The following is a 24821-nucleotide window of genomic DNA, read 5'->3' as shown; positions in this document are numbered from 1 at the left end:
GCCGCTGTGACAAGCAACCCGGCGGAAACGCCCGATGCCAGAGCCGAAAGAACGCTCACCCACCAGCAGTATGGCGACCGCTACGGTCCCACCACCGGCGATAGGATCCGCCTCGGCGACACCGACCTGATCATCGAAATCGAGAAAGACCTCGCCACCTACGGGGAGGAGCTGACGCTGGGTGTGGGTGGCGTCGTCCGCGACGGTCAGGGCCAGAGCCAGCACTCCCGCGAGAAGGGGGCGGTGGACACGGTCCTCTCGAACGTGGTGATCCTCGACCACTGGGGCATCGTCAAGGCCGACCTCGCTATCAAGGACGGGAGGATCGCCGCGATCGGCAAGGCCGGCAACCCCGGCATCCAGCCCGATGTGACCATCGTGGTCGGGCCTGGAACACAGGTCATCGACGCGGCCGGTGCCATCGTCACCGCCGGAACCATCGCCTCGAACGTCCATGTCCCCTCACAGCCGTTCCTGCGCGCACTGATCGAATCCGGTGTGACCACGCTCATCGGCGGAGGCAGCGGCCCGGGCACCGGATCAGGCCTGAGCAGCGCCGTTCCCGGCAGCTGGCACGCCCACAGGTTCCTGGACGCCATGGACGCCGCCCCCATCAACTTCCTCCTGCTGGGCTCCGGCAACACCTCGAAGCCAGAAGGGACGTTCACCGACCAGGCCAGGAACGGCGTAGGCGGATTCCTCAACCACGACGTACGCGGCGCCCACCCGGCCTCCATCGACTGCTTCCTGACCGAGGCCGACAGACTCGATGCCGCGGCCGTGCTCGTGCCCGACACGATGAACGAGACCGGCCACGTCGAAGACACCATCGCCGCCCTGAAAGGCCGCACCTGCATCGTGCCGGACCTGGACGGCTACGAAGGCGGCCACGCCCCCGACCTCCTGCGCATCCTGAACGCAAAGCCGAACGTCATCGGCGGCTCAAGCGTCACCGCCAGACCCTACTGCGCCAACACGGAAGTGGCGATGTTTGATCCGGTCCTCTCGCGTATCCAGCGCTACAAGAGCAACGCGGAGGCCGTCGCAATCGCGGAAAGCATCATCCGTAAGGAAACGATCGCGGCCATCGACATCCTGCACGACCTCGGTGCGATCTCCATGATGACCGGCAGCACCGTGCTCCCGTTCACCAACTTCGAGATCCCCCGCCGCACCTGGCGCAGCGCCGACAAAATGAAGAAGCAGCGCGGCCCGCTGGCGGAAGACTCCGACGGGAACGACAACTTCCGCGTCAAGCGGTACATCGCCAAGTACACGATCAACCCCGCCATCGCCTTCGGCATCGCCAAACACGTGGGTTCGGTCGAGAAGGGCAAGGTCGCTGACCTGGTGCTGTGGGCACCACAGTCCTTCGGTGTCGCCCCCGTCATGGTCCTCAAGGGCGGAGCAGCCGTCACCTTCGCCGGCGACACCCCCCTCAGCACCGACACAAGCTTCGTGTTCTGCAACAAGGCAACACTCGACAGCGGCGCACTCGACCCCCTCAAACTCCGCCACGACCCCCTGACCGCCGAGAATACCCGCGGCGGCATCTCCCGCGCGAGCATGATCCACAACAGTGCCACACCCACGATCACGGTCGACCCCGAGACGTACGAGGTGCGGGCCGACGGCCAACTGCTGACATGCGAACCGGCAAAGGACCACCTTGCGCTGGCTCAGCGCTACGACCCGCCCGCCGACGACAGCTATGCCGCGAACGCTCGCAGGCGTCTGGAGCGCGGCGTCCCGCTCAACGTCGCCGAAGCGTATGCACTCATCGAGGATTTCGTGATCGAGGGAGCCCGCGACGGCAAAACCGTCGCAACACTTATGCAGGAAGGGGCCACGCAGCTGACTCGCGCCCAGGTCATCGATGGTGTGGCGGACATGCTCACGGAAGTGGCCGTCGTAGGAGGATTCCCCGACGGCGCCCACGTGGTCACAGTCCATGAGCCCATCCGCTGAGACTCAGCGGCACCGCAGGACAGACCAGCCGACGCACCACACGCGCCAACCACCCACCCGCCACCACAGCACACCCCCGAATCACCCAACCCGGCCACCTGTCAGCGAACAGCCCACACCACAACAGCAACCACACCCCACATGCCCCGGCATACCCCTCCCCCGCGCAGAACGACACGTCCGGCCTCCGGGCCCGGGTGCGGAAGCGGTGTCCTCGGCAATGAACACTTGCCGAGGACACCACAGGCCCGCAGCCCTCGACACCGCGAGCCATGCGACATCAACCACGGGTCAGCCAGAACCGGGCAAGCAAATCCGGTAACGGCGGCCCGCTGGCTCCTCCGGCGAGCTACGGGGACAGCACCGAGCACTCCAGAGACGACCCGTCTGACCAGGTCGGAAAGGTCACTCTCCGCAGCACCGAGAGTCACGCGTCACCCCCAGATCTGAGCGACATCACAATCTCAAGCCTTCAAGGAGGGAACACCATGATCCCCGGTGAGATCGTCTACGCCGACGGCAAAATCACCCTCAACGCAGGCCGCGAGACCGTCACCCTCAACGCCGCCAACACCGGTGACCGGCCCATCACCATCGGATCACACTGCCACTTCCTCGAAACCAACATCAAACTGAACTTCTTCCGCCCCGACGCCCGGGGATATCGACTCCATATTCCAGCAGGCGACGCGATGCGCTTCGAGCCCGGAGAATTGAAGGAAATCACTCTCGTCAGACTCGCCGGGAGAGCCTCTTCAGAGCCACAACTGACAGCCGCATCCGACCCTCAGGACTCGTAACGCAACTTAGGGAGACATCATGACCCCAGGCGAAATCATCTACGCCGACGGCGACATCACCCTCAACACGGGCCGCGAGATCATCGAAGTCGGCGTCCAGAACACCGGCAACCGGTCCATCGCCATCGGATCGCACCTTCATATTTTCGAGGCCAGTCCTGCACTGCAGTTCGACCGCGCTAAGGCGCGAGGTTTCCGGCCGAACATCCCGGCCGGCGACCTGTACCTAATCGATCCTGGAAAGGCCTGGACCATCTCGCTCGTCGAGATTTCCCCCTGAGAACCATTGAGAGGCTCACCGGAAGACCCGCCAGGCATCGAAGGTGTGTGTCTGTCCAGGCTCGTCAACAGCCTCAAGGGCTCAGCTCCCGATACCTGCGACAGCCGTGGGGGGAGCCATGGGCAAGGCCGTCGGACGCTGTGCCGGGCTGGATGTCCACCGCGACACCGTGGTGGCCAACGTCCGTGTTCCGGAGGAGCCGCCGCGACAGAGTGACGACGAAGACGACACCGCGTGGCCACGACGACCCCGGCGGTCTGACGGCCGCCGGGGTCGGTTCACCTCGTCCCGTCGACAACCGGCACGTCGCCATCCTGCACATCTTCAGTGTCGCTCAACAGGCCACCAACGTCAGATCGATTGGCGAGGTCACCGCACAGCAACGCATCCGTGAGCCCGAAGAGCGCATCGCTCCGCACGGTCAGGCAGCCGTAGAAGATGTCCCGGATTCCTAATGATGTTTGTCAAGCTGCCAGAGGGATGGGGGGCACGGGCTGATAGCGCCGCCCGTCGCGCAGGAGGGCCCACAGAACGTTGACGCGGCGGCGCGCGAGGGCGAGGACCGCTTGGGTATGACTCTTGCCCTCGGCCCGCTTGCGATCGTAAAACCGTCGCGAGTCCGCGCAGTATCGGATGCTGAACATCGCTGAGGTGTAGAAGACTCGCTGGAGCCGGCGGTTGTATCGCTGGGGGCGCCGCAGATTGCCACTGATCTTGCCGGAGTCACGGGGGACGGGTGCGACACCGCCGAAGCCGGCGAGGCGGTCGGGGGTGCCGAAGAAGCTCATGTCACCACCGGTGGCGGCCAGGAACTCGGCACCGAGGATGATGCCCAGGCCGGGCATGCTGGTGACCACTTCGAGGGTGTGGTGGTCGCGAAACCGGGCCTCGATGAGCCTGTCGAGCTCGTCGATCTCCTGGTTGAGGTCCATCACCTCTTTCGCCAGTGTATGCAGCATCCGGGCAGTCAGCTTCTCCCCAGGGAGGCTGGTGTGCTGGCGCTCGGCAGCCTCAACGGCCTTCTCGGCGAGCCGGTCAGCACGGGTGACTTTGCGGTTCCGCAGCCAGGTCTCCAGCCGCTTGGCGCCGATCCGGCGGATGGCGCCCGGGGTCTGGTAGCCCGTCAACAAGATCAGCGGGCCGATATTGACCAGGCTCAGCACACGCTCCAGACCGGGGAAGATGCTGGTGAGCTGGGCTCGAAGCCGGTTGACGACGCGCGTGCGGTCGGCGACCAGGTCCATGCGCCGGTTAGTGAGGATCTTGAGGTCGGTGACGGTCTCGTCGCCGACGCGTAAGAGGTGAAGGTCGCGACGGACGCGGACCTGGTCCGCGATGACAGCCGCGTCTTTGGCATCGGTCTTGCCCTCGCCGCGGTAGCCCTCCGAGGCTCGGTGGATGGCCCGGCCGGAAATGTAGTGCACCGGCTGATCGTGATTGAGCAGGACGGCGATGGCCAGGGCGGCCCCGCCGTCGGCCAGATCGATCCCCCAGGTCACCTCTTCGCTCAGGGCGAGTACGTCGGCAAGGAGTTCGAGCAGTTCGGGCTCGTCGTTAGCGACGCGTCGTGACAGCAGCCGTCGGCCGCTCTCGTCAATCGCGACGCAGTGGTGGTGGGTCTTGCCTGCGTCGATGCCGGCCCAGATCGCGGCCATGTGATGCCTTCCGTGTGGTGTGCTGCTGGTGCCTCCCACGGACGACCTCGCTGTCGATTCCCTACGGAGCGATCATTCGCAATTCCTAATTGGCAGCCGAGTCGTCGTGGGGCGTCGGGTGGCCAATCCGGGGAAGCCACAAGCGGCAGAAGCGTGAAAGCCACACCCGACGCCCCTGGGCGGGTCAACCATACGAAGGGCTCACCACGTCCCGCAGAACAACGTAGGGAAGTGTGACGCCCGGGCGAACGCGTCCCGTTCGGCGTCTCGTTGCAGCACACTCATATCCACGGTCTTCGTGCTGGTCCTGTGTGTTTCTTGATTCGGAACACAGGATCAGGTGAAGGCCGCCCTGACATGCGGCGATTTCCCGCCCGGATGGACGCGTACGACAGTCATTTCGACACGCGGTAAAGGAAGAGCTCAGTGCGGTGACGGCAGAGCCTGCGCTTCGGGCAAGGCGGATGGATCAGCTGGCGTCGATGGGGGTGCAGACGGCGTAAGCATTCAGCTTGTACGGAACCGATTGCTCACCTTGCACGGATACTTCCCATGCCCAATGCTCGAGGCCGTCGACCGCCTCACAGACGGGTTCGTTCCTGATGACACGAACCGACCAGTTCGCTGGTGCACCCGTGATGGAGAACCCTCCGCCAGTGATGGCATGGCCCTCGGGTGCAACGACAGTTGCGTTGGCTGTCGGGTTGAGGGAGCCCTCACTATCAGCGAGCGCGTGCTGGATCTGGTATGACATCATTCCGCCTTCCGCCTTCCGCCTTCCGCCTTCCGCCTGGAGCTGGCATGGCTGACTCGGTAAACACTCCTGAAGAGCACCTCGTGTGTCAATCTCTGTTGCTCTAAATGGCCGACCTCAATGAACCGCACCAGACTTGTACCAGGCCACCCGGCCCTGCCGGAGCACTTCGCTGATACCCGCGCCCGCTGTACAGCGCTCGCTCTACCGTCCAGCCCGAATGCTGATCACGGGGGCGGAGGGAAAGGGCTGCGCAGCGGGACGGGATCTGGGTCTGGACGGGGTGATGGACCACTTCACCCTGTCCGGCGACGAGGCGGGCTGGTTACGGAACAAGACCGGGAGTACGAGGCTGGGCTTCGCCGTCCAGCTGAAGTATTTGACCTGGCGCGGCCGGTTTCCCAAGATGCGTCTGGCCCGTGGCCCGTGCTGGGCCCCCGTGACCGTCGGTCCACTCGTGCAAAGGCTGGGGAACCGCAAGCCCGAGCGTGATCTGCGTCACTCAATTGAAGCGATCGTGATGTCTCAGGGCGATATCGAAGGCCCTTGACGGGAAGATGAGGTTCCGTGGCCTCTCGCTCGCTGCACCACTGAGCACTGTGTCTCATGAGACATGCGGAATGTGGAGAATACTTCCACGCCGACCATGTGGACGGGCTCCCCGGCGTGCTGCGCGGCCGGTCGGTCGGCGCGATCGAGACCACCACCCTTCAAGATCCGCCGGGACAGGCCGAGTTCGTATACCGTCACGCCGCGGCCGCCCGGGTGCCGGTGATCCATGCGGTACCGGGGGAGCGCCGCCACCTGGGCCCGCTCACCTGGGAAGTCCTCTGGCCGCCCGCCCCGGCCACACCACCACCCCCCACCACTCCATCAGCCCCCATCCCGCCACCCCGTACCGCGCCGGCCCCCTCCGCACCATCCGACCCCACGACGCAGGGCTCACCCACCGACTCCTTCCCCTCGCCGTTCATCCGCGGCCCCAACGACGCCAGCGTGACGCTGCTCGTCCGGACGGCAGGGCTCACCCTCGCCCTGCTGGGCGACCTCGAACCGCCCTCACAGCAGGCCCTGTTGGCCGCTCACCCGGAGCTGGGCTCCGTCGACATCCTCAAGGTGGCGCACCACGGCTCCGCCCACCAGGACCCGCAGCTGATGCACCGGCTGGCACCGCGCCTGGCACTGATCTCCTGCGGAGCGGGCAACCCGTACGGCCATCCGGCACCCCGCACCATCGCGGCGCTGCGCGCCCAGGGCGCCAAGGTGCTGCGCACCGACACCGACGGCTCCATCGCACTGCTCGGCACTCCGGAGCGGCTGTCCACGACGGTCCGCGGCAGCCAGGACGGAGGCCACCGAGTCCGGGGCCGACGAACCAGTGGCAACCACACCAGCGGCGATGGCGCAGACGGGGGCGGGGCCGCGGCCCACCGGGCCGAGCTCCGCCGAGCCGGGGCCTGCCGAGCCGGGGCCTGCCGAGCCGGGGCCTGCCGAGCCGGGGCCCGCCGAGCCGGGGCCCGCCGAGCCGGGGCCCGCCGAGCCGGGGCCCGCCGCGCCGGCCGCCGTGGTCCGCGCGGCGCCGCGGGCCGCCGCGCCGGCAGCGGTCGCGTTGGCGGCCACCGCCACAGGGCCGCATACGGCGCCCGGCAAGCTCTGCCCGTCGGACGTCGGGCGTCGGGCGTCGGGCGTCGGAGGTAGAACGTAGAACGCGTGACGGCACATCCGCACGGTCTCCATGGCCGAGCGGGAGGGCTTGGGCGTCAGGAATCTGTCCGGGAATGCCAGAGCTTCGCCGGCGGTGCGTGCTTTCGGGGCGCGTATGCCTGCCGAGGTACGCCACCGTCCGGAAAGGGGAGTCGAGTTGTTCTCCGCCACGTTGCTTTCCCCGGCCGATGTCCGGATTTGTCCACCGCCCGGATGCGATGTACGTCGTGCTCGCCCACCGTCTCTCCGTTCACCGTCTTCGCTCTCCGAGCCTTGTAAAGGAACCTTTCTAAAGATATCTTTACACCATGTCCAAGCCCGTGGAGCGTCGCGATGTCGAATGTCCGGAACTGTCCAGGTGCCCTGCGCCGCCCGGAGGGCCCGGCGAACCGCCCACGGACCCGTTCGCCGACCGCACCCGGCTGTCCGACCCGCGGGCCCTGCGGGCCTACGCGCACCCGACCCGCATGGCGCTGGTCGGCCTGCTGCGGAACGAAGGTCCGCTCACTGCCACCCGCGCGGCCGCGCTGACCGGGGAGTCCGTCGCCAGTTGCTCGTACCACCTGCGGATGCTCGCCAAGTACGACCTGGTGCAGCAGGCCGAGGGCGGCCGGGGCCGGGAGAAGCCGTGGCGGGCGACCGCGCAGTTCACCGATTGGCCGAACCACTCCGACGACCCGGCCGTGGCCGACGCCTCCGCGGCCCTGAACATCGCGGTCGCCGAGAACTACTACGCCAAGATGACGCGCGCCCTGGAGCGGCGTCACGCCCTGCCCCGCGCCTGGCAGGAGGCCGAGCAGTTCGGCGATGTCTCGCTCTACCTCACGGCCGACGAACTCACCGAACTCGACGACCGGGTAACCGAGTTGCTCGCACCGTACCTGTCGCGCCTGTCGGACCCGGAGACCCGACCGGCCGACGCGCGGCTGGTCAGCTATCTGCGGGTCGCTTTCGTCCGTCATGGCGGCACCGCGGATGCCGCTTCTCCGGACCCGGGGGAGTGCTCATCTGCGGGACCCGGGGAGGCGGGCCGTCCGGGCTCCCAGGATGTGTTCCCTCCGGAACCTCGGGAGGTGTGCTCTTCCGGATCCGGGGAGGACGCCTCATGAGGCCCCCGGGCGCGCGGAGTTCACCTCCGGCGCCTCGCCCGCAGTCCATGCATTCCCCCCGGTCCGCACACCCGCCACGCCCCGCACGGCTCTTACGTTTCCCGGCCATCCCCGAGCTGCTGCGCGAGCGCGTGTTCCGCCGCTACTGGACCGCGCAAGCCGTCTCTCTCATGGGCGATCAGGTATCCCTGATCGCCATCCCGCTGGCCGCCGTCCTCGTTCTGCATGCGGACGCCGCCGACATGGGCCTGCTCAAGACCGCCGAACTGCTGCCCGCTCTGCTGTTCAGCCTCCCGGCGGGTGCGTGGGCCGACCGGCGGGCCCGCCGACGACGGGTCATGATCGTCAGCGATGTGCTGCGCGCCCTCCTGGTTGCCTCGCTGCCCGCCGCTTACGCCCTGAACGTCCTCACCTTCGCCCAGCTCTACGCGGTCGCCTTCACGGTCGGCACGCTCACCGTCCTCTTCGACGTCTGCAACGCCACCGTCTTCGTTTCGCTCGTCACCACGGACCGCTTGGTGGCAGGCAGCACCCTCCTCAACGGCAGCCGCGCGATGGCCTTCGTCGGCGGGCCGGGTGCGGGCGGCCTGCTCGTCCAACTGCTCTCCGCGCCGCTCGCGCTCCTCGCCGACGCGCTGACCTTCCTCTGCTCGGGGCTACTGCTGGCCCGAATAGCGCCCGCCGAGCCCCCACCCGCGCCGCCGGCCAAGGGCTATGCCACCGAGGGACTGCGCTGGGTGCTGCGGCATCCCGCGATGCGTGCGATGTTCGCCGCCTCCGGGACGGTGCAGTTCTTCAACTTCATGTTCCAGACCCTCTTCGTGCTCTACGCGACCACTGAACTCGGCCTCGGTGCGGGTCTGTTGGGTGCGGTTCTCGGTGCCGGGGCGATCGGCGGCCTCATGGGCGCGGCCCTCGCCGGCCGGGTCATCCGCGGCCTCGGTGTCGGTCCGGTCATCCTCGTCGGGTTCGCCGGTTTCACCGTCCCGTTGCTGCTCGTCCCGCTGGCCGCCGGGCCCACCTGGCTGGTCATCGCCCTGCTCTTCCTCGCCGAATTCCTCTCCGCCGTCGGGATGATGTTCGTCGACATCTCCTCCAACTCGCTGTCGGCCGCGCTGATGCCCGATGCGCTCCGCTCCCGGATCACCGGCGCCTCTCGCACCCTGAACCACGGGTTCCGTCCGCTCGGGGCCCTGGCCGGCGGCGCACTCGGCACGACCCTCGGCCTGCGTCCCACCCTCTGGACGGCCACCGCAGGCGCGATCCTCTGCCTCCTCTGGCTCCTGCCCTCGCCCGTGCCCCGCATCCGCACCCTCCCGAACCGGCCGACCACCTCACTCCCGGCCGTCATCCCACCCACACCCGCATCCCCATCCCCGCGCCCATCCGCAACCCCGACCACCGGCCTGACTCCGGCCGCCACGCCGGATGCCGCCACCGGCCGGGAAGCATCCCCCGAGCCGAACCGCATACCCGACGGCCGCCGGTGACACTTGCCGGCACCCGCCGGTATCCGCTGCCCGGTGCCTCCCGCCGGCGAACGGCGTCCCTGGGAGCCCCGACCTGGATACCCCACCCCGGACCAACTCTCACCAAACCGAACATTCGAACCTGGATATATAGACTCCAGAACATGAGGCTGAGTGACGGCGTCGAGTGGGGCCTGCACCGTTGTGTGATGCCGGCCCGGCTGGATGGGGAGGCGGCCATGCCGGCGGTGTGGCCTGCCGGGGCGTTCGGGCTGACGGCGCCGTATCTGACCAAGCGGTTCCGGGCACTCGTACGCACCGGAGTCCCGAGGTCCGCCCCTGGCACGCGTGGTGGCTTCCGGCTGGCGCGTCCGCCGGAGCGGAGCACGCTCGTGGATGTCGTCGCCGCGACCGAGGGCCCGGCCGACGCCTTCCGCTGCACCGGGATTCGCCGTCAGGGCGCCGGGGCCGAGGCGTACGGCCGGGAGTTCGGCGGCTCCGGCGGCATTGCGACGGCCATGCGCCAGGGCGAGCCGGTCTGGCGTCGTGAACTCGCCGCACGGACCGTCGCCGACATCATGGCCGCCACCCCTGTACCGGCGGCGGACCGCACCCGCCGTCGACTCGCTTCGGAAAGGACGCACGACTGATGGACACCGCCGACGCCTATCTCCGCCGAATAGGAGCCGCCCGTCCCGCGTCACCCGACGCCGACGCGTTGCGCACGCTGCATCTGAGCCATCTGCGGACCGTCCCCTTCGAGAACCTCTCCATCCACCTCGGTGAGGAGATCGTGCTCGCCGAACAGCCGCTGCTGGACAAGATCGTCGGTGCCCGTCGTGGCGGCTTCTGCTACGAACTCAACGGCGCTTTCGCCGCGTTGCTCGCCGCTCTCGGCTACGACGTGCAGCTGCTGTCCGCCCGTGTCTTCGGCCCCGACGGCCCCGGAATCCCGTACGACCACCTCGCGCTGCGCGTCCGTACGCCCACCGGGCCATGGCTGGCGGACGTCGGTTTCGGCAAGCACAGCCACTACCCGCTGCGCCTGGACAGCCGGGCCGACCAGCCCGACCCCGGCGGTGTCTTCCGCGTCGTGGAGACGTCCGAGGGCGACCTCGACATCCTCCGGGACGGCGCCCCGCAGTACCGCCTCGAACAACGCCCGCGCGCCCTCGCCGATTTCGAGGTCGGCTGCTGGTGGAACCGGACCTCGCCGGCGTCCCACTTCACCCGGTCCCTGGTCTGCTCCCTGCTGACCGACACGGGCCGGGTCACCCTCTCCGGCCGTACGCTCGTGATCACCGCGGATGACGGCACCCGCGACGAACGCGAGCTGGGCGAGGCCGAGGTTCTCCCCGCCTACCGCACCCGCTTCGGCATCACCCTGGACCGCGCACCCGAACTGGACGCGCACCCGAGCTGAACGCCAGGACGAGCGGGTCTCACGTCAGGACGAGCGAGCCCACTGTCCGGGCCCCGTCGTATCGAACCTGCTGTTCGGGCCCGACGTATCGAACCCACTGTCCGGGCCCGACGTATCGAGCCCGCCGTCCGGCCCCGACGTCAGCCGGTAGCCGAGGGCCGCCGCTCACTCGGCCTCCCGCCACCCCTCGTACTCCGCCGCCAGCCCGTCCAGTCCCGTCGGGTCGCAGGCACCGTCCGGGTCCTCGACCACCACCAGCCACTGTGCGTCCTCCGCGTCGTCCTCACCGGCCAGCGCGTCCCGTACGAGCTGGGGTTCCTCGGTGACGCCGAACTGCTCGGCCAGCGCCTCGGCCACCTCTTCCGCCGCGTCGCGGTCGGGCAGTACCAGTACATGTCGTACGTGCCGTACGTGTCGTGCTTCGCTCACCGGACCATTGTCCGGGACGGCGCCGACGGGTGTCCGGGAGGGCGTCGGCGGGCCGGGCACCATGGCGTACGCCGTCGCGGACGGCGGTGTCAGTGGGGCGTGGGATGCTGGACGCGATGGCCAGGAAGACAGCTAACGACGACCCGCTCGCCCCCGTCACGATCGCGGTGGGCCAGGAAGACCTGCTGCTGGACCGCGCGGTGCAGCAGGTGGTGGCGGCCGCCCGTGCGGCCGATGCGGACACCGATGTGCGCGACCTCACCTCCGATCAGTTGCAGCCCGGCACCCTCGCCGAGCTGACCAGCCCCTCGCTCTTCGCGGAGCGCAAGGTCGTGGTGGTGCGCAACTCCCAGGACCTGTCCGCGGACACCATCAAGGACGTGAAGGGATATCTCGGCGCGCCCGCCGAGGAGATCACGCTGGTGCTGCTGCACGCCGGCGGCGCCAAGGGCAAGGGCCTGCTGGACGCCGCCCGCAAGGCCGGTGCGCGCGAGGTGGCCTGCCCGAAGATGACCAAGCCGGCCGACCGGCTGGCCTTCGTACGGTCCGAGTTCCGTGCGGTGGGGCGCTCCGCGACCCCCGAAGCCTGCCAGTCACTGGTGGACGCGATCGGCAGCGATCTGCGCGAGCTGGCCTCGGCCTGTTCGCAGCTGACCGCCGATATCGAGGGCACGATCGACGAGGCCGTCGTCGCGCGCTACTACACGGGCCGGGCCGAGGCATCGAGTTTCACCGTCGCGGACCGCGCCGTCGAAGGCCGCGCGGCCGAGGCGCTGGAGGCGCTGCGCTGGGCGATGTCGACCGGCGTCGCACCCGTCATGATCACCAGCGCGCTCGCCCAGGGCGTCCGTGCCATCGGCAAACTGGCCTCCGCCCCGCGCGGCGCCCGGCCCGGCGACCTCGCCCGCGATCTGGGGATGCCGCCCTGGAAGATCGACCGGGTACGGCAGCAGATGCGCGGCTGGACGGCGGACGGTGTCGCGACGGCGCTGCTGGCGGTGGCCGCGGCCGACGCGGGCGTCAAGGGCGGTGGCGACGACCCCGAATACGCCCTGGAAAAGGCCGTGGTCGCCATCGCCCGCGCGGCCCGCTCCCGCTGACCTCGGCCGGACCGCCGGGAATCGGGGGCGAGGCCGGTGAACTCGCCTGTTCAGGCGCCGTGTCTGCGTTCACAGGTCGGGCACAGGCCGGTTGACCGGCTGTCCGTTACCCGTTTCACCCACCGGTCCCGCCGCCCGGGGCGCATGGTGCCGGCGTCCTCGGCTGCACACCTGAGGCAATCTCCAGAACGTGCGGTCCTCGCGGTCGCGGCCAGGGGACCGGGTGCGGATCGTCCCCCCAGTACGGCCGCCCCGCCCAGCCGTACGGGAGTCGCCCACGGCGTCGAGGTACCGGCATCCGGGGGCCCGGCCGAGTGGGGTGAACACGCCCTCGACCAGCGGCGACATATCCATGGGGGCATAGGGCGGGCCAGGACACGCCGAGCCCGGCCCCCATCCGCAACCCCGACCACCGGCCTGACCCCGGCCGCCACGTCGGACGTCGCCACTGGCCGGGAAGCACCCTCCACGCCGCACCGCATACCCGACGGCCGGTGACGCTCGTCGGCACCCTTCGAGCCCCGCTGTCCGACCGCCGCGACACCGTCCGCCGTACCGCACACCCGCCACCGGCGCCCTGCCGATACCGCTCCCCGCCGTTACCGCGCCCCGCCACCCCGCCGGAGGTGCTTGAGCGTCTCCGATGCGCTGGACTTCAGCATCTGCGCCACCTCGTCGCTGGTCGGCTGCTTGCCCGCGGTGGTGCTGGTGGCGTAACTCGACCACGTCGACTGATACGTCAGCCCGCCGGCCCGGACGGCGAGGATCACATACGAGCCGCTGGTGCTGCCCGCGTCGTTACGGGTCACCAGATACGCCTCGTCGCCGAGGCCCTCGACCTGATCGACCTTGTAGCCGACCGACATCCCCTGCTTCTCGTACGAGCGGTACAGGTCCGCGAACTCCGGTGCGGGGTCGGCCTTCTTGTGCAGGGTGACGGCGTTGTAGACCCAGGTCGAGGAGTAGCCGGTGGCGCTCGCGTTCTCCTGCGTCAGCCCGACGTTGCACCACATGGAGTCGATGGTCGTCTGCTGCGCACCGCTGTGCTGCGGATTGGGGTCCTTCGCGGCCGTACCGGTGTTCTGCGTCGGCTTGTAGTGCGCGTCGGTGAAGGGCGTCATGGAGGTGGCCGCGCACAGATCGTCCGTGTAGGCGTAGCCGGCGAGGTCGGGGCCGGACCCGGCGGAGAAGCTGCCGGTGGCGAACATCACGGAGGCCCAGATCGCCGAGGCGGCGACCACGCCGCCGATCGCCCACAACCACCCGGATACGCCCCGGCCCGTACCGCCCGTACCGCCCGTACCGCCCGTACCGCCCGGAGCTCCCATGGGCGGCAGGCCCGGCGCCGGATAGCCGTATCCGCCGGGGGGCTGGGGTGGGGCCGGCTGTCCGTACGGGTTCAGCGGTGCGGGTGCCAGGTGCTGGGGCGTGGGCACCGGGTTCGGCGGCACGGGCGGCATCTGGCCGTACGGATTGGGCTGTGGCTGTGGCTGTGGCTGTGCGTAAGGATTGTTCTGATCCCCCGGCTGATCCCCCGGTATTGACATGGACGCAGCGTAGCGGATCGTGCGGGGAACGGACCCTCGGCGGTGGCTGCCTGTCCGGCGACAACGCGACAACGCGAAGGCGCGGGCCGCCCGTCTACGAGGGCACTGTCCCGTGACGAAAGCACCGCCCCGTGACCGTAGGTCCCCGCCCCGCGAGCGGCCCGCCTCGCGACGGGGACCGAGCCCCGAGGAAGCTCCCGCCCCGAGTCCCCGGCGAGCGTCGCGCCGGTGCCCGTCCATGACAAAGGCCCCGCTCGCCCTGGGGAAGGGCGGAGGCGGGGCCTTCGTGTCAAGCGTTCGGGCTCCTTCGGCGGATTACGCCGGTCGAGCCGGGTGCGCCGCACCCGCGTGGCGAACGCAGGCCGTGTGCGGCGCGGTGGTGCACCGGTCAGGGAGCGGAGAGAGGGGCCGCTGAGTCCCTGGCGGCGGGGGTGGTGCGGTAGAAGAAGGTCGGATCAGCCCTGGAGGCCGGCAACCTTCTTGGCCAGCGCCGACTTCTTGTTGGCGGCGGCGTTCTTGTGGATGACACCCTTGCTGACGGCCTTGTCGAGCGACTTGGCAGCGATGGCCTGGGCGGCGGCGGCCTTCTGGACGTCACCGGCCTCCACAGCCTCGCGGGTGCGACGGATCGCGGTCTTCAGAGCCGACTTGACAGCCTTGTTGCGCTGCCGAGCCTTCTCGTTGGTCTTGATCCGCTTCATCTGGGACTTGATGTTCGCCACGAAAGAGCCTTTTCAGGTTCGTTGGAGTTTCGAGTTGCGCCGCGTACCCCTGAGGGTCACGAAGCGCAGTGGACCAGGCTACCAGCAGCGCCTCGGGCGTCCCAAACCGGACCAAGCCCGCCGCTCATGGGACCATGGGGGAGACGTCACACCCTTGTCCCGCCTACCCGCGTTCACTGAATGGACCCTGCGTGCCCGCGACCCCTACGAACGTGCCGGAGCCGAGCCGTACCGACCCGGCTCTCCTCCGTAACTTCTGCATCATCGCGCACATCGACCACGGCAAGTCGACGCTCGCCGACCGGATGCTCCAGCTCACCGGTGTCGTCGACCAGCGGCAGATGCGCGCGCAGTACCTCGACCGCATGGACATCGAGCGCGAGCGTGGCATCACGATCAAGTCCCAGGCGGTCCGGTTGCCCTGGGCGCCCTCCGAGGGCGAGGAGAAAAGTGGCACCACCCACATCCTCAACATGATCGACACCCCGGGCCACGTCGACTTCACCTACGAGGTCTCCCGCTCGCTCGCCGCGTGCGAGGGCTGCATCCTCCTCGTCGACGCCGCCCAGGGCATCGAGGCCCAGACCCTCGCCAACCTCTACCTGGCGATGGAGAACGACCTCACGATCATCCCCGTCCTCAACAAGATCGACCTGCCGGCCGCGCAGCCCGAGAAGTTCGCCGCCGAGCTGGCGAACCTGGTCGGCTGCGACCCGGCGGACGTTCTGAAGGTGTCCGCGAAGACCGGCGTCGGTGTGCCCGAGCTGCTGGACAAGGTGGTCCGCGAGGTCCCGGCCCCGGTCGGCGTCAAGGACGCGCCCGCCCGCGCGATGATCTTCGACTCCGTCTACGACGCGTACCGCGGTGTCGTGACGTACGTGAAGGTGGTCGACGGGACGCTGCGCAAGCGCGAGCGGATCCGGATGATGTCCACCGGCGCCGCGCACGAGCTGCTGGAGATCGGCACCAACTCGCCCGAGATGAAGTCCGCCGACGGTCTGTCCGTCGGTGAGGTGGGCTATCTGATCACGGGTGTGAAGGACGTCCGGCAGTCCAAGGTCGGCGACACGATCACCCAGCTCAACAATGGTGCGACCGAGGCGCTCGGCGGCTACAAGGACCCCAAGCCGATGGTGTTCTCGGGTCTGTATCCGCTGGACGGCTCGGACTACCCGGAGCTGCGCGAGGCGCTGGACAAGCTCCAGCTCAACGACGCCGCCCTGGTCTATGAGCCGGAGACCTCCGCCGCCCTCGGCTTCGGTTTCCGCGTCGGCTTCCTGGGCCTGCTGCACCTGGAGGTCATCCGCGAGCGCCTGGAGCGCGAGTTCGGCCTCGACCTGATCGCCACCGCGCCCAACGTGGTCTACCGCGTGGACATGGAGGACGGCGTCGAGCACATCGTCACCAACCCCAGCGAGTTCCCGACCGGCAAGATCGACCAGGTGCACGAGCCGGTCGTCCGGGGCACGATCCTGGCGCCGAGCGAGTTCATCGGCGCGATCATGGAGCTGTGCCAGAACCGCCGCGGTGCGCTGCTCGGCATGGACTATCTCTCCGAGGACCGCGTCGAGATCCGCTACACCCTGCCGCTCGCCGAGGTCGTCTTCGACTTCTTCGACCAGCTCAAGTCCAAGACCCGCGGCTACGCCTCGCTGGACTACGAGCCCACCGGTGAGCAGACGTCCGACCTGGTCAAGGTCGACATCCTGCTGCACGGCGACAAGGTCGACGCGTTCTCCGCGATCACCCACAAGGACAAGGCGTACGCCTACGGTGTCCGCCTCGTCGCCAAGCTGCGCGAGCTGATCCCGCGGCAGAACTTCGAGGTGCCGATCCAGGCCGCCATCGGCAGCCGGGTCATCGCCCGGGAAACGGTCCGCGCCATCCGCAAGGACGTCCTCGCCAAGTGCTACGGCGGTGACATCTCCCGTAAGCGGAAGCTGCTGGAGAAGCAGAAGGAAGGCAAGAAGCGGATGAAGATGGTGGGCAGCGTGGAGGTGCCGCAGGACGCATTCATCGCGGTGCTGTCCTCGGACTCCGACGGCGACTCCAAGGCGAAGAAGTAGTAAGGCAGAACGAGAGGCGACGGCGGAGGCACCGGGCAGGTGTTCCGCCGTGCCGCCGACGGGGCGCCGGTTCCCATGGGGCCGGCGCCCCGTCGGCTTCACCCGGCCCGGCCCGCTCTGCGGACACCGGCTGCCGCCCGGTCCGTGGCCACCGGCTGCGGTTCGCGGCTCGGGTGCGCCGGCCGACGGGTGCGGCGCTCCGGCGGATGAGGTGTATGGAGCGCACATCTATCGCCCCGGCCGCCTCGCGAACCCGTCGGCCACAGGCCCTTACGCGGTGGCGTGACGGGCTCTAGTCTGATCTCTGCGCATAGGTTACTCGCGAGTCACCAGCAACGAAGCGGGCCCCGGAGGATGCCGTGACGGACACCCACACGCTGATCGAAAGCCGGCCACCCTCGGTGGCGGCCATCTTCCTGGAGCGGGTCGAGGCCACGCCCGAGGGTGAGGCGTACCGCTATCCGGTCCCGGCCGCCGCCGGTGCGGGCCCGGACGACTGGCGGGTGCTGACCTGGGCGGCGGCGGCCGAGCGGGTCTTCGCCATCGCTGCCGGTCTGATCGCGCTGGGCGTACGGCCCGAGGAGCGGGTGGCACTGGCCTCCGGCACCCGCGTCGAATGGATCCTCGCCGACCTCGGCGTGCTCTGCTCCGGTGCCGCCACCACCACGGTCTACCCCAGCACCAACGCCGAGGAGACCGCCTACATCCTCGCCGACTCCGGCAGCCGGGTGCTGATCGCGGAGGACGCCGCACAGCTCGCCAAGGCCCGCGAACGGCGCGCGGAGCTGCCCGAGCTGACGCATGTGGTGGTCATCGCCGAGGCGGACGCCCGGCCCGCGGCGGACGACCCGGAGGACTGGGTGCTCTCGCTCGCCGAGCTGGAGAAGCGCGGCGCCGCCTACCTGGCGGAGCACCCGGACTGCGTCACCGAGCGGATCGCGGCGCTCCGGGCCGACCAGCTGGCGACGCTGATCTACACCTCCGGGACCACCGGCCGCCCCAAGGGCGTCCGGCTGCCGCACGACTGCTGGTCGTACATGGCGCGGGCGATCCAGGGGACCGGGTTGGTCACCGAGGAGGATGTGCAGTACCTCTGGCTGCCGCTGGCGCACGTCTTCGGCAAGGTGCTGACCGCCGGGCAGATCTCGGTCGGCCATGTGATCGCCGTGGACGGCCGGGTCGACAAGATCATCGAGAATCTGCCGGTCGTCCGGCCCACGTACATGGCGGCCGTGCCGCGGATCTTCGAGAAGGTCTACAACGGCGTCGTGGCCAAGGCCCGGGAGGGCGGCGGCGCGAAGTACAAGATCTTCCAGTGGGCGGCCGGGGTGGCCCGCGAGTACGCCAAGGTCTCGCAGGACAACTTCCGCCACACCGGCAACGCCTCGGTGCCGTTCGCGCTCGCCGCCCAGCACAAGGTCGCCGACGCGCTCGTCTACGCCAAGCTGCGGGCCGCCTTCGGTGGCCGGCTGCGGGCGGCGGTCTCCGGTTCGGCCGCCCTCGCACCGGAGATCGGCTACTTCTTCTCGGGCGCCGGGATCCACATCCTGGAGGGCTACGGCCTCACGGAGTCCAGCGCCGCCAGCTTCGTCAACCCCGGCGCGTCGTACCGCATCGGCACCGTCGGCAAACCGCTGCCGGGCACCGAGGTGCGGATCGCCGAGGACGGCGAGATCCTGCTGCGCGGCCCCGGCATCATGCAGGGCTACCACGGTCTGCCGGAGAAGACCGCCGAGGTGCTGGAGCCGGACGGCTGGTTCCACACCGGCGACATCGGCGAACTGTCCGCGGACGGCTTCCTGCGGATCACCGACCGCAAGAAGGACCTGATCAAGACCTCGGGCGGGAAGTACATCGCGCCGGCGGAGGTGGAGGGCCGGATCAAGGCGGTCTGTCCGTTCGTCTCCAATGTGCTGGTGCACGGCGCCAACCGGAATTTCTGCACCGCGCTGATCGCCCTCGACGAGCCGGCGATCCTGGGCTGGGCGAAGGAACACGGACTGGCGGGCCGGACGTACGCCGAGGTCGTCGCCGCCGAGCGGACCCGCGAGCTGATCGACGGCTATGTCGAGCAGGTCAACGAGGGGTTGCAGCGCTGGCAGCGGATCCGTAAGTTCCGGCTGCTGCCGCGCGACCTGGACATCGAGCACGGCGAGGTGACCCCCAGTCTCAAGATCAAGCGACCGGTGGTGGAGCGGTCGTTCAAGGGCCTGCTCGACGAGATGTACGCGGGGGCGCGGGAGGCGTAGCGGCCACCCGGGACGCTGGCGGCGCGGCGGCGCGCCGCCGCGCACTGTTGTGCGCCGCCGCGTACCGCCGCGCGCCGCTCCGAACCGCGGTCCGCCCGCCGCCATGCGTCCGTACGGTCTCCCGTACGCATGGCGGTCCCCACGCCGCCTTGACGGCCGCCGCGGGTGAGGCGATCCCGGCCGGTTTCACCGGGCACGGGCCCCAGCCCTGGGGGTGCCGCCGCCGAATCCACCCGTTCCGACCACCGACTTCGGTGACTCGTCGCTTATGGCCGCGTTCAGTCTGTCACTCTGTTGTCGGCGCATCCGGCGCTGTAGCGGAGCTGCTCGGGAGCTGCTCAATGAGGACGACGACTTCGTCACAACGGCACGACATCGCAGCACTGCGGCCGACGGCCGGCGGGGGACCCGGTGCCGTGGCCGCGCGGTCCGGTGTCCCCGCCACCGCCGCCGACGGCCCGGCCCCCGGCGCCCCGGCCGGTGCGCGGCGGATCAGCCTGCCCGGGGACCCGCGGGCCGCCGCCACCGCCCGGGAGTTCGTCCGGGGCGCGCTCGCCGACTGGGCCGCCCAGGATCTGCCCGGCACCGAGGGCCTCGCCGGCCGGCTCGCGGACGAAGCGGTGCTGCTGGTCAGCGAGTTGGTCACGAACGCCGTGGTGCACGCAGGCACCGCCGTCGAGCTGCGCTGCCGGCTGGACCCCGGGGCGGACCCGGAACCGGACGCGGACCCCGACGGCGGCGGCCCGGACGGCGCCGACGGGAGAGGCCGCCCCGGCGTCGTCATCGAGGTCTCCGACCACCACCCGGCGCGCCCGGTGCGCGGCCGCGAGGGCGCCTCGCTGTCCGAAAGCGGCGGCCTGGGGCTGCTGTTGGTCGGCGCGGTCGCCGAATCCTGGGGCATCACCTACCGCCGCGCCGTGAAGACCGTGTGGTTCCGGCTGGCCGTGGCGGCCCCCGGCGGCGGTGGCCGGCCGGAGCTGGAGGTCTCCTTCGACGACCAGATGCTGCAACGCGGTCTGCGCGCCGCCGAGTTGCTCGCCCCGGCGGTGCGCAGGACCACCCCGCAGCGGCACGCCGCCGCCGACTGGATCAACCCGGGCGCCCTGTCCTTCCTCGCCGAGGCGTCCGATCTGCTCTCCGGCCAGCTCGACGCCGACCAGGTCGCCGCGCTCGCCGCCCAGCTGATCGTGCCCCGGCTCGCCGACTGGTGCGCGGTCTGGCTCTACGACGGCAGCGGCGGCCACGGCGAGGCGCAGCGGCTGGCCGGTGTCTGGCACTCCTGCGAGAGCCGGATCGACTCGCTGCGGACGGCCCTGGAGCGGGAGCCACCGGTGATGGCGGGCCGCGGCGCCCAGGTGACCGGCTCGGCCAACAACGGCTCCGCGGTCTCCTGGCCCTGGCCGCAGGAACCGAGCGGGTACGGACCCGGTGGCGCCGCGCTGGCCTGCCCCCTGGTGGCCGGCGGCCGCCGGCTCGGCATGCTGATGCTGGGCCGGGCCGGTCTGATGTGGTTCCCCGACGAGGCGGTCGGCCTGATCGAGGACCTCTGCCGCCGCGTCGCCCGCGCCATCGCTACCGCCCGCGCCTACCGACGGCAGGAGCGCATCAGCCAGGTTCTCCAGCGCCGGCTGCTGCCCCGGGGCCGTGCGCGGGTGCCCGGGGTGGAGTCGGCGGTGGTCTACGAACCGCGCGAGGGCGCCTGGGCGGGCGGCGACTTCTGGGATCTGTTCGACGCCGGCGACGGCCGCTGGTGCTTCGCCCTCGGCGACGTCTGCGGCAGCGGCCCCGAGGCGGCCGCGGTGACCGGCCTGGCCCGTCCCGTGCTGCGGCTGCTGGCGCGCGACGGCTTCGGTGTCGCGGAGGTGCTCGACCGGCTGAACAAGACCATGGCGCGGGAGGCCGCCGACTCCGTCGCGGCGGTCGCGGCGGCGGTGGCGGCGGCCGGCGCGGGGGCGGAGGCGCCGGTCGAGATCCGTGACGAGGGCGAACAGGCCCGTTTCCTGTCCCTCCTCTACGGCGAGATCGTGCCCTACCGCGGCGGCTCGGGCGGCGCCCGCTGCACCCTCGCCAGTGCCGGCCACCCGCTGCCGCTGGTGCTCGGCACGGACGGCGCGGTCCGGATCGTGGCGGCGCCGCAGATGCTGCTGGGCGTGGTCGAGGACGCGACGTATGTGAGCGAGTCCTTCGACCTCCTGCCCGGCGAGACGCTGCTGTGCGTGACCGACGGGGTCACCGAGCGCCGCTCGGGACGCCGGCAGTTCGACGACGAGGACGGCCTGGCCACCGCCCTCGCCGCCTGCACCGGCCTGGCCGCCGACGCCACCGCGGACCGCATCCACCGCGCCGTCCACGCCTTCGGCCCGACACCGCCGGACGACGATCTGGCGATGCTGGTGCTCCAGGCGGCGCTGCGGGAGGGGTGAGGGGGCCGGGCAGGGGGGACGGGCCGGGCGGTCCCGAGCAATCGCGCCCATGACGGACAATGGTCCTCATGCCTTCCGCACTGCCTGATGGTGAGCCGATGCCCGAGGACGGGGCGCTGCCCGGTCATGCGCTGGCGGGGGCGGCCGGGCGGCCCCTCGGCTTCTACCTGCACGTGCCGTACTGCGCGACCCGCTGCGGCTACTGCGATTTCAACACCTACACCGCGAGCGAGCTGCGCGGCTCCGGCGGCGCCCTGGCCTCCCGGGACAACTACGCCGACACCGTCGCGGCGGAGATCCGGCTGGCCCGCGAGGTGCTGGGTGCCGACCCCCGTCCGGTCGAGACGGTCTTCGTCGGCGGCGGCACCCCGACCCTGCTGCCCGCCGCCGATCTCGGCCGGATGCTGGCGGCCGTCCGTGAGGAATTCGGCCTCGCGCCGGGCGCCGAGATCACCACCGAGGCCAATCCGGAGTCCGTCGGTCCGCGCTACCTCGCCGAGCTGCGGGAGGCCGGCTTCAACCGGATCTCCTTCGGCATGCAGAGCGCCCGGCAGCACGTACTGAAGATCCTGGACCGTACGCACACCCCGGGCCGCCCCGAGGCGTGCGTCGCCGAGGCGCGGGCGGCCGGTTTCGACCACGTCAACCTGGATCTGATCTACGGCACGCCGGGCGAGACCGACGACGACTGGCGCGCGTCCCTGGACGCGGCGATCGGCGCCGGGCCCGACCATGTCTCCGCCTACGCGCTGATCGTCGAGGAGGGCACCCAGCTGGCCCGCCGGATCCGCCGCGGCGAGGTCCCGATGACCGACGACGATGTGCACGCCGACCGCTACCTCATCGCCGAGGAGCGCCTCTCGGCGGCCGGATTCCGCTGGTACGAGGTCTCCAACTGGGCCACCTCGGCCCCCGGACGGTGCCGCCACAACGAGCTGTACTGGACCGGCGCCGACTGGTGGGGCGCGGGCCCCGGCGCGCACAGTCACGTCGGCGGTGTGCGCTGGTGGAACGCCAAGCACCCCGGCGCGTACGCCCAGGCCCTCGCCGAGGGCCGCTCCCCGGGCGCCGGCCGGGAGATCCTCGCCGACGAGGACCGCCGGGTCGAGCGCATCCTGCTCGAACTCCGGCTCGCCGACGGCTGCCCGCTGGACCTGCTCGCCCCGGCGGGCGCCCGCGCGGCCGCCCGCGCGCTGGCCGACGGTCTCCTGGAGCGCGGCCCCTACGACCGCGGCCGCGCCGTACTGACACTGCGCGGACGGCTGTTGGCGGACGCCGTGGTCAGGGACCTGGTGGACTGAGACCCGGCGGACCGGGGCGGGCCCGCCGTGGCTCCGCCCGGCCCGGCGCCCGGCCCCTCAGCCCGCCGGCGCCGTGACGAAGTCGATCAGTTCTTCCACCCGGCCCAGCAGCGCCGGTTCGACGTCCTTGTACGAGTGGACGCAGGACAGGATCCGCTGCCAGGCGGCGCCGGTGTTCGGGGGCCAGCCCAGGGCGTGGCAGACGCCGGTCTTCCAGTCCTGGCCGCGCGGCACCACCGGCCAGCCGGGGATGCCGACGGAGGACGGTTTCACGGCCTCCCAGACATCGATGTAGGGATGGCCCACGACGAGGGTGTCGGCGTCGGTGACCTCGGCGGCGAGCCGGGACTCCTTCGAGCCAGGGACCAGGTGGTCGACGAGGACCCCCAGGCGGGCGTCGGGGCCGGGTGAGAAATCGCGCACGATGGCCGGCAGGTCGTCGATGCCCTCCAGGTACTCCACGACGACGCCCTCGATGCGGAGGTCATCGCCCCAGACGCGCTCCACCAGCTCGGCGTCGTGGCGGCCCTCCACATAGATGCGGCTGGCCCGCGCGACGCGGGCGCGGGCCCCGGGGACGGCGACGGAACCGGACGCCGTACGGGCCGGGGCGCTCGCCGCGGGCCGGGCCTGCGGGCGTACGAGGGTGACGACCCGGCCCTCCAGCAGGAAGCCGCGCGGCTCCATGGGGAAGACCCGGTGTTTGCCGAACCGGTCCTCCAGGGTGACCGTCGGCCCCTGGGCCGTCTTCTCGCAGCGGATGACGGCTCCGCAGAAGCCCGAGGTGACCTCCTCGACCACCAGATCGGGCTCGGCCGGCACCTCGGGCGCGGGCCGCTGCTTCTTCCAGGACGGGGTGAGATCGGTGCTGTAGCGCTTGCTCTGCATGGGGACCTGTTCTGTGACAAACGGCCGGGTGACGGAAGACAGGGGACAGGGGCGGCGGTCAGCCGGGGGAGGCGCCGAAACGGGCGGCGAGCGCGGCGCGCTGATCGCGGACGAAGCGGGCGTCGACCACGGCGCCGTGCCCCGGTACGTACCGCGCGTCCTCGCCGCCCAGGGCCAGCAGCCGGTCCAGCGCCGCGGGCCACTGGTGGGGGAGCGCGTCCGGGCCCACGGACGGTGCGCCGGATTCCTCGACGAGGTCGCCGCAGAAGACGATCCCGGGGGAGCCGGGCCGGCCGGGCACCAGGACCGCCAGGTCGTGGGCGGTGTGGCCGGGGCCGACGTTGGCGAGCAGCACCTGCCGGTCGCCGAGATCGAGGGTCAGCTCGCCGTGCACGAGGTGATGCGGGCGCACCAGGACGTCGGCGGCCTCCGCGGCGGCCACCGGATCGACACCGTGCCCGACCGCGTCCCGCCGCAGCTCGTCCTGCTCGCGCCGCAGCAGTTCGTCCAGACCGGCCGCGCCGAACACCTGCACGCCCGAGAAGGCGGCGGTGCCCATCACATGGTCGAAATGCGGGTGGGTGAGCGCGACATGTGTCACGTCCCGGCCCAGTACGCCGCGGATCGCGCGGCGCAGATCGGCGCCGTCGCGGAGGGTGGCACCGGTGTCGATGATCAGTACCCCGGCCGATCCGGTGACCACGCCGATCGTCTCGTCCCAGCCGGGCATCCGGCGCCTGGCGACACCGTCACCGAGCCGTTCCCACCCAGCCTCTTCCCAAGCAGTGTGCATACCGAGACGCTAGCGGTATCGCGATAGCGTTGTGCGACGGATCGGCCGGGCACGGCCCTCGGGGCGGCGACCGGGACGGCTGCCCTTGCCGTGACCGGGTTGCCCGGCCGTACACTGGCTCAGAGATTGGCACTCGGCTCA

At 70.5% G+C, this 24821-nt stretch carries 21 protein-coding genes and 1 pseudogene; 15 read left to right on the top strand and 7 right to left on the bottom strand.

All coding sequences use genetic code 11. From position 1 onward, the window contains the following. The first annotated feature begins 6 nt into the window (after positions 1-6). The 4 genes from ureA to ACLJWH_RS16395 all read left to right on the top strand — a co-directional run bounded on the left by ureA (position 7) and on the right by ACLJWH_RS16395 (position 3503). On the top strand, positions 7-1968 hold the full coding sequence (ureA, locus tag ACLJWH_RS16410) for an urease subunit gamma (protein WP_411142442.1): 1962 nt from the start codon (positions 7-9) through the stop codon (positions 1966-1968). Between the two features lie 488 nt (positions 1969-2456). After that, the gene (gene ureB, locus ACLJWH_RS16405; RefSeq protein ID WP_411142441.1) at positions 2457-2768 is read left to right on the top strand and encodes an urease subunit beta; all 312 of its coding nucleotides are present in this window, start codon (positions 2457-2459) and stop codon (positions 2766-2768) included. 19 nt (positions 2769-2787) lie between these two features. Beyond that, positions 2788-3048 carry an urease subunit beta gene (ureB, locus tag ACLJWH_RS16400; protein WP_411142440.1) on the top strand — a complete coding sequence of 87 codons (261 nt, stop codon included), beginning with the start codon at positions 2788-2790 and terminating at the stop codon, positions 3046-3048. A 212-nt stretch (positions 3049-3260) separates the two neighbouring features. Next, positions 3261-3503: a hypothetical protein gene (locus ACLJWH_RS16395; RefSeq protein ID WP_411142439.1), complete on the top strand. Its 243-nt coding sequence runs from the start codon at positions 3261-3263 to the stop codon at positions 3501-3503. 9 nt (positions 3504-3512) lie between these two features. Here ACLJWH_RS16395 and ACLJWH_RS16390 read toward each other — a convergent pair whose 3' ends face one another. Further along, positions 3513-4703, bottom strand: a complete 1191-nt coding sequence (locus ACLJWH_RS16390) for an IS110 family transposase (protein ID WP_411142438.1) — start codon at positions 4701-4703, stop codon at positions 3513-3515. A 469-nt stretch (positions 4704-5172) separates the two neighbouring features. Then, positions 5173-5457 (bottom strand): hypothetical protein, encoded by a 285-nt coding sequence (locus ACLJWH_RS16385; protein ID WP_411142437.1) that lies wholly within the window; start codon positions 5455-5457, stop codon positions 5173-5175. A 220-nt stretch (positions 5458-5677) separates the two neighbouring features. On the opposite strand from ACLJWH_RS16385, the gene ACLJWH_RS16380 reads away from it, so the two are divergent. The 6 genes and pseudogenes from ACLJWH_RS16380 to ACLJWH_RS16355 all read left to right on the top strand — a co-directional run bounded on the left by ACLJWH_RS16380 (position 5678) and on the right by ACLJWH_RS16355 (position 11162). Beyond that, complete coding sequence (locus tag ACLJWH_RS16380) at positions 5678-6007, top strand: DUF4158 domain-containing protein (RefSeq protein ID WP_411142436.1); 330 nt, start codon at positions 5678-5680, stop codon at positions 6005-6007. 80 nt (positions 6008-6087) lie between these two features. Beyond that, positions 6088-6774: pseudogene (locus ACLJWH_RS16375) on the top strand (ComEC/Rec2 family competence protein); the annotation flags it as partial. A gap of 695 nt (positions 6775-7469) precedes the next feature. Continuing rightward, a complete protein-coding gene (locus tag ACLJWH_RS16370; protein ID WP_411142435.1) occupies positions 7470-8270 on the top strand; it encodes a winged helix-turn-helix domain-containing protein in 801 nt (266 codons plus the stop codon). A gap of 47 nt (positions 8271-8317) precedes the next feature. Beyond that, positions 8318-9760 (top strand): MFS transporter, encoded by a 1443-nt coding sequence (locus ACLJWH_RS16365; RefSeq protein ID WP_411142434.1) that lies wholly within the window; start codon positions 8318-8320, stop codon positions 9758-9760. Positions 9761-9903: 143 nt separating this feature from the next. Beyond that, positions 9904-10389 (top strand): Rrf2 family transcriptional regulator, encoded by a 486-nt coding sequence (locus ACLJWH_RS16360; RefSeq protein WP_411142433.1) that lies wholly within the window; start codon positions 9904-9906, stop codon positions 10387-10389. Further along, positions 10389-11162: an arylamine N-acetyltransferase family protein gene (locus ACLJWH_RS16355; protein WP_411142432.1), complete on the top strand. Its 774-nt coding sequence runs from the start codon at positions 10389-10391 to the stop codon at positions 11160-11162. The genes ACLJWH_RS16360 and ACLJWH_RS16355 overlap by 1 nt, the downstream gene beginning before the upstream one ends. A gap of 165 nt (positions 11163-11327) precedes the next feature. On the opposite strand, the gene ACLJWH_RS16350 is transcribed toward ACLJWH_RS16355, so the two are convergent. Continuing rightward, the gene (locus ACLJWH_RS16350) at positions 11328-11591 is read right to left on the bottom strand and encodes a hypothetical protein (RefSeq protein ID WP_411142431.1); all 264 of its coding nucleotides are present in this window, start codon (positions 11589-11591) and stop codon (positions 11328-11330) included. A gap of 116 nt (positions 11592-11707) precedes the next feature. On the opposite strand from ACLJWH_RS16350, the gene holA reads away from it, so the two are divergent. Continuing rightward, positions 11708-12691: a DNA polymerase III subunit delta gene (gene holA / locus ACLJWH_RS16345; protein WP_381679482.1), complete on the top strand. Its 984-nt coding sequence runs from the start codon at positions 11708-11710 to the stop codon at positions 12689-12691. 599 nt (positions 12692-13290) lie between these two features. Here the strand turns inward: holA and ACLJWH_RS16340 are convergent. Both ACLJWH_RS16340 and rpsT read right to left on the bottom strand, forming a co-directional pair. Continuing rightward, positions 13291-14151 (bottom strand): hypothetical protein, encoded by an 861-nt coding sequence (locus tag ACLJWH_RS16340; protein ID WP_411142601.1) that lies wholly within the window; start codon positions 14149-14151, stop codon positions 13291-13293. A 542-nt stretch (positions 14152-14693) separates the two neighbouring features. After that, positions 14694-14960, bottom strand: a complete 267-nt coding sequence (gene rpsT, locus ACLJWH_RS16335; protein ID WP_411142430.1) for a 30S ribosomal protein S20 — start codon at positions 14958-14960, stop codon at positions 14694-14696. Positions 14961-15151: 191 nt separating this feature from the next. On the opposite strand from rpsT, the gene lepA reads away from it, so the two are divergent. The 4 genes from lepA to hemW all read left to right on the top strand — a co-directional run bounded on the left by lepA (position 15152) and on the right by hemW (position 22999). Next, the gene (gene lepA, locus ACLJWH_RS16330; protein WP_411142429.1) at positions 15152-17026 is read left to right on the top strand and encodes a translation elongation factor 4; all 1875 of its coding nucleotides are present in this window, start codon (positions 15152-15154) and stop codon (positions 17024-17026) included. A gap of 359 nt (positions 17027-17385) precedes the next feature. Beyond that, the gene (locus ACLJWH_RS16325) at positions 17386-19275 is read left to right on the top strand and encodes an AMP-dependent synthetase/ligase (RefSeq protein WP_411142428.1); all 1890 of its coding nucleotides are present in this window, start codon (positions 17386-17388) and stop codon (positions 19273-19275) included. Between the two features lie 341 nt (positions 19276-19616). Continuing rightward, a complete protein-coding gene (locus tag ACLJWH_RS16320) occupies positions 19617-21698 on the top strand; it encodes a SpoIIE family protein phosphatase (protein WP_411142427.1) in 2082 nt (693 codons plus the stop codon). Positions 21699-21766: 68 nt separating this feature from the next. Continuing rightward, positions 21767-22999, top strand: a complete 1233-nt coding sequence (gene hemW / locus ACLJWH_RS16315) for a radical SAM family heme chaperone HemW (protein ID WP_411142426.1) — start codon at positions 21767-21769, stop codon at positions 22997-22999. 57 nt (positions 23000-23056) lie between these two features. Here the strand turns inward: hemW and ACLJWH_RS16310 are convergent, their stop codons facing one another. Both ACLJWH_RS16310 and ACLJWH_RS16305 read right to left on the bottom strand, forming a co-directional pair. Next, a complete protein-coding gene (locus tag ACLJWH_RS16310) occupies positions 23057-23887 on the bottom strand; it encodes a DUF3097 domain-containing protein (protein WP_411142425.1) in 831 nt (276 codons plus the stop codon). A gap of 58 nt (positions 23888-23945) precedes the next feature. Then, positions 23946-24680, bottom strand: coding sequence for an MBL fold metallo-hydrolase (locus ACLJWH_RS16305; RefSeq protein WP_411142424.1), 735 nt, complete (start codon positions 24678-24680; stop codon positions 23946-23948). Positions 24681-24821 lie beyond the last annotated feature (141 nt).

The organism is Streptomyces sp. x-80 (assembly GCF_046549095.1).
GTDB classification, from domain to species: Bacteria; Actinomycetota; Actinomycetes; order Streptomycetales; family Streptomycetaceae; genus Streptomyces; species Streptomyces celluloflavus.
Note: the sequence above shows the minus strand (reverse complement) of the source record. Positions and strands in the feature narration are given on the sequence as shown.

Coding starts and splice junctions, on each gene's coding strand:
- ureB (WP_411142441.1), top strand. CDS start 2,457: ATGATCCCCGGTGAGATCGTCTACGCCGACGGCAAAATCACCCTCAAC.
- ureB (WP_411142440.1), top strand. CDS start 2,788: ATGACCCCAGGCGAAATCATCTACGCCGACGGCGACATCACCCTCAAC.
- ACLJWH_RS16390 (WP_411142438.1), bottom strand. CDS start 4,703: ATGGCCGCGATCTGGGCCGGCATCGACGCAGGCAAGACCCACCACCAC.
- ACLJWH_RS16385 (WP_411142437.1), bottom strand. CDS start 5,457: ATGTCATACCAGATCCAGCACGCGCTCGCTGATAGTGAGGGCTCCCTC.
- ACLJWH_RS16380 (WP_411142436.1), top strand. CDS start 5,678: ATGCTGATCACGGGGGCGGAGGGAAAGGGCTGCGCAGCGGGACGGGAT.
- ACLJWH_RS16370 (WP_411142435.1), top strand. CDS start 7,470: ATGTCCAAGCCCGTGGAGCGTCGCGATGTCGAATGTCCGGAACTGTCC.
- ACLJWH_RS16365 (WP_411142434.1), top strand. CDS start 8,318: ATGCATTCCCCCCGGTCCGCACACCCGCCACGCCCCGCACGGCTCTTA.
- ACLJWH_RS16360 (WP_411142433.1), top strand. CDS start 9,904: ATGAGGCTGAGTGACGGCGTCGAGTGGGGCCTGCACCGTTGTGTGATG.
- ACLJWH_RS16355 (WP_411142432.1), top strand. CDS start 10,389: ATGGACACCGCCGACGCCTATCTCCGCCGAATAGGAGCCGCCCGTCCC.
- holA (WP_381679482.1), top strand. CDS start 11,708: ATGGCCAGGAAGACAGCTAACGACGACCCGCTCGCCCCCGTCACGATC.
- ACLJWH_RS16340 (WP_411142601.1), bottom strand. CDS start 14,151: ATGCCGCCCGTGCCGCCGAACCCGGTGCCCACGCCCCAGCACCTGGCA.
- ACLJWH_RS16320 (WP_411142427.1), top strand. CDS start 19,617: ATGAGGACGACGACTTCGTCACAACGGCACGACATCGCAGCACTGCGG.
- hemW (WP_411142426.1), top strand. CDS start 21,767: ATGCCTTCCGCACTGCCTGATGGTGAGCCGATGCCCGAGGACGGGGCG.
- ACLJWH_RS16310 (WP_411142425.1), bottom strand. CDS start 23,887: ATGCAGAGCAAGCGCTACAGCACCGATCTCACCCCGTCCTGGAAGAAG.
- ACLJWH_RS16305 (WP_411142424.1), bottom strand. CDS start 24,680: ATGCACACTGCTTGGGAAGAGGCTGGGTGGGAACGGCTCGGTGACGGT.